Below are 3,746 nucleotides of genomic sequence, written 5' to 3' on the forward strand. Positions count from 1 at the left end.
GCCCCTCCGGCTGCGGCAAGTCGACGTCGCTGCGGATGCTTGCGGGGCTCGAGGAGGTCAATTCCGGCCGCATTCTGATCGGCGGCAAGGACGTCACCCATTCCGAGCCCAAGGATCGCGACATCGCGATGGTGTTCCAGAACTACGCGCTGTATCCGCACATGACCGTCGCGGAGAACATGGGCTTCGCCCTGAAGTTGGCCAAGGCGAGCAAAGAAGACATTCGCACTCGCGTCGAGGAGGCAGCGAAACTCCTCGACCTGGAGCCGTACCTGGATCGCAAGCCGAAGGCGCTCTCGGGCGGTCAGCGTCAGCGAGTTGCCATGGGCCGCGCCATCGTTCGTCAGCCCCAGGTGTTTCTGATGGACGAGCCACTGTCCAACCTCGACGCGAAACTTCGGGTCCAGACGCGCACGCAGATCGCGCAGCTGCAGCGCAGGCTCGGGACGACGACGGTGTACGTCACTCACGATCAGGTAGAGGCCATGACGATGGGCGATCGCGTCGCCGTCCTGAAAGGTGGTGTGCTGCAGCAGTGCGCCACTCCGCGCGAGCTGTACCGGAAGCCGGTCAACGCGTTCGTCGCCGGGTTCATGGGCTCACCGTCGATGAATCTGTTCCGTGTCCCGGTCACCGACGGCGGCGTTCGCCTGGCCGATCAGGTGATTCCCGTACCGCGGCAGACTCTCGGGTCCGCCACGGAGGTGATGTTCGGTATCAGGCCCGAGCACATCGAGATCGCCAGCAGCGGAGTCGCTCTGGAGATCGACGTGGTCGAGGAACTCGGTTCCGAGGCGTTCGTGTTCGGCCGTGCAGACATCAACGGCAAGTCGGAAACCATTGTCGCGCGGGCCGACTGGCGCAGCCCGCCCGAGAAGGGTGACCGCGTCCACGTCCGCATCGACGACGCTCACGCGCATATCTTCGACGCCTCCGCCGAGGGCCTGCGGCTCAACTGACGCCCGCTCGTGCTCGTTGTGCACCCCCAAGAGGTGCACAACGAGCACCAGCTACACCAGCAGTTCGGCGATCTGAATCGTGTTGAGCGCCGCGCCTTTACGGAGGTTGTCGCCCGAGACGAACAGGGCCAGTCCCCGGCCCTCAGGAACGCCCGGGTCCTGACGGATGCGGCCGACCAGGGAATCGTCCGCGCCTGCGGCTTGCAAAGGCGTCGGCACATCGACCAACGTGACACCGGGTGCCGAGGCCAGCAATTCGCGAGCGCGCTCCACCGAGAGCGGGCTGGCGAACTCGGCGTTGATCGACAGCGAGTGACCGGTGAACACGGGCACGCGCACGCAGGTGCCGCTGACCAGCAGGTCGGGCAGGCCGAGGATCTTGCGCGATTCGTTGCGCAGTTTCTGGTCCTCGTCGGTTTCGCCGGATCCGTCATCCACCAACGCACCGGCCAGCGGCAGGACGTTGAAGGCGATGGGCGCGACGTACTTGTTCGGGGCCGGGAAATCCACCGACGAACCGTCGTGCACCAGCTTTTCGACGTCGCCGATGACGGCGCGCGCCTGGGTGGCGAGTTCCTCGACGCCGGCGAGTCCGCTACCGGAGACGGCCTGGTAGCTCGAGACGATCAGACGCCGCAGGCCTGCCTCGTCGTGCAGCACCTTGAGCACCGGCATGGCGGCCATGGTGGTGCAGTTGGGGTTGGCGATGATGCCGCGAGGCGGGTTCTTCGCTGCCTCGGGGTTGACCTCGCTGACCACCAACGGCACGTCGGAGTCCTTGCGGAAGGCCGACGAGTTGTCGATGACGGTGGCACCTGCCGCGGCGAAGCGCGGTGCCTGTTCGCGCGAGAGCGTGGCACCGGCCGAGAACAGTGCGATGTCGATTCCGGTGAGGTCTGCGGTGGACGCGTCCTCGACGACGATCTCCTCGCCGCGGAACGGCAGCTTCTTGCCGGCCGACCTGGCGGAGGCGAAGAATCGAACGGTGTCGGCGGGAAAGTTACGCTCCTCCAACAGGGTTCGCATGACGGCACCGACCTGGCCGGTGGCTCCTACGACTGCAACTGTGGTCATCTTCTATCGTCCTGTTCCTGCGTGTACGACCGCTTCTTCGTCGCCGCCGAGATCGAAGGCGGCGTGCAGCGCGCGTACTGCTTCGTCGAGCTGAGTGTCACTGCACAGCACCGAGATACGGATCTCCGAGGTGCTGATCAGGTCGATGTTGATGCCGGCGTCGGCGAGGGCCTCACAGAACGTCGCGGTGACGCGGGGTGGCTCTTCATGCCGGCACCGACGAGGGAGACCTTGCCGATGTGATCGTCGTAGAGCACCTGCGCGAAGCCGATCTCGGCCTGGAGCTTGGTGAGCTTCTCCACTGCCGTCGGGCCGTCGGCCTTGGGGCAGGTGAAGGTGATGTCGGTCTTGCCGGTGTCGATCTTGGACACGTTCTGCAAAACCATGTCGATGTTGATCTCGGAATCTGCCACGGCGCGAAAGACCTTGGCGGCGTAGCCCGGTGTGTCGGGCAAGCCGACGACGGTGACCTTCGCCTCGCTGCGATCGTGTGCGACGCCGGTGAGAATTGCTTCTTCCACTGGAATGTCCTCCATAGATCCGGAGACGATCGTTCCGGGTTTCGTGGTGTACGACGAGCGCACGTGAACGGGAACGTTGTAGCGACGGGCGTATTCGACGCAGCGCAGCATGAGCACTTTCGCGCCGCAGGCGGCCATCTCCAGCATCTCCTCGAACGAGACGGTGTCGAGGTGCCGGGCATTGGGCACGATGCGCGGGTCTGCGGTGAAGATGCCGTCGACGTCGGTGTAGATCTCGCAGACGTCGGCGTTCAGTGCTGCGGCGAGGGCTACGGCGGTGGTGTCCGAGCCACCGCGACCGAGCGTGGTGACGTCCTTGCTGTCCTGGCTGACGCCTTGGAATCCGGCGACGAGCACGATCGAGCCTCGTCGAGAGCGCTGCGCACGCGACCCGGGGTGACGTCGATGATCTTGGCGTTGCCGTGCACGCTGGTGGTGACGACGCCTGCCTGGGAGCCGGTGAACGACCGGGCCTCGGCACCGAGCGAGTGGATGGCCATTGCGACCAACGCGTTGGAGATGCGTTCACCCGAGGTGAGCAGCATGTCCATCTCGCGGGCCGGCGGGGCCGGGCACACCTGCTGTGCCAGGTCGAGCAGTTCGTCGGTGGTATCGCCCATGGCCGACACGACCACGACGACGTCGTTGCCTGCCTTCTTGGTCTCGACGATTCGTTCAGCGACGCGTCGGATGCGTTCGGCGGTCCCCACCGACGATCCACCGTACTTCTGGACGATGAGAGCCACGCGTGTTTACCTCCGCTGGATAGCCGACAATCGGGCGATTGTTCCGGGGTAACCCTACCGATCCGGCACCCCGAGCGGTGGCCCGGGTAGCTCCGAGCAGGGGCTTTAGGGTGGCTCGCCTGCGGATACGCCTGTCCTAACATGGTCGGGTGACCGTTCCCGAGCACCGCCCACCACCACCCCCGCGAGGTCTGCGGGTGCTCTTCGGGCTCCCCGCCGTCGGCCGTCGCTGGCCGGGTGGACTGCGCTCGGCTCTGGCGTTCGGTGTCCCCGCGATCGCGGCGTGGGTTCTCGGGTTCCATACCGAGGCCCTGCTGGTGGTCTCGGGCAGTTTCGCCGTCATCTACGGCGAGGGCCGTCCCTACCGTTCGCGATGGTGGGTGGTCCTGACTGCAGGCGGCGCCTGGTGGCCTCGGTGTGGCTCGGGGCGACGGCCGGGCAGATGG

At 65.9% G+C, this 3,746-nt stretch carries 2 protein-coding genes and 2 pseudogenes; 2 read left to right on the top strand and 2 right to left on the bottom strand.

Annotation, left to right across the window (positions count from 1 at the left end; genetic code table 11):
• A partial coding sequence (locus RHBS_RS25535; RefSeq protein ID WP_128646805.1) for an ABC transporter ATP-binding protein occupies positions 1-959 on the top strand: 959 nt, incomplete at its 5' end.
• Between the two features lie 51 nt (positions 960-1,010).
• Here the strand turns inward: RHBS_RS25535 and RHBS_RS25540 are convergent.
• A complete protein-coding gene (locus tag RHBS_RS25540) occupies positions 1,011-2,033 on the bottom strand; it encodes an aspartate-semialdehyde dehydrogenase (RefSeq protein ID WP_121872009.1) in 1,023 nt (340 codons plus the stop codon).
• Between the two features lie 3 nt (positions 2,034-2,036).
• Positions 2,037-3,300 (bottom strand): annotated as a pseudogene (locus RHBS_RS25545) (aspartate kinase).
• Between the two features lie 149 nt (positions 3,301-3,449).
• On the opposite strand from RHBS_RS25545, the pseudogene RHBS_RS25550 reads away from it, so the two are divergent.
• A pseudogene (locus tag RHBS_RS25550) lies at positions 3,450-3,746 on the top strand (FUSC family protein); the annotation flags it as partial.

The organism is Rhodococcus sp. BS-15, from assembly GCF_000813105.1.
Lineage (GTDB): Bacteria > Actinomycetota > Actinomycetes > Mycobacteriales > Mycobacteriaceae > Rhodococcoides.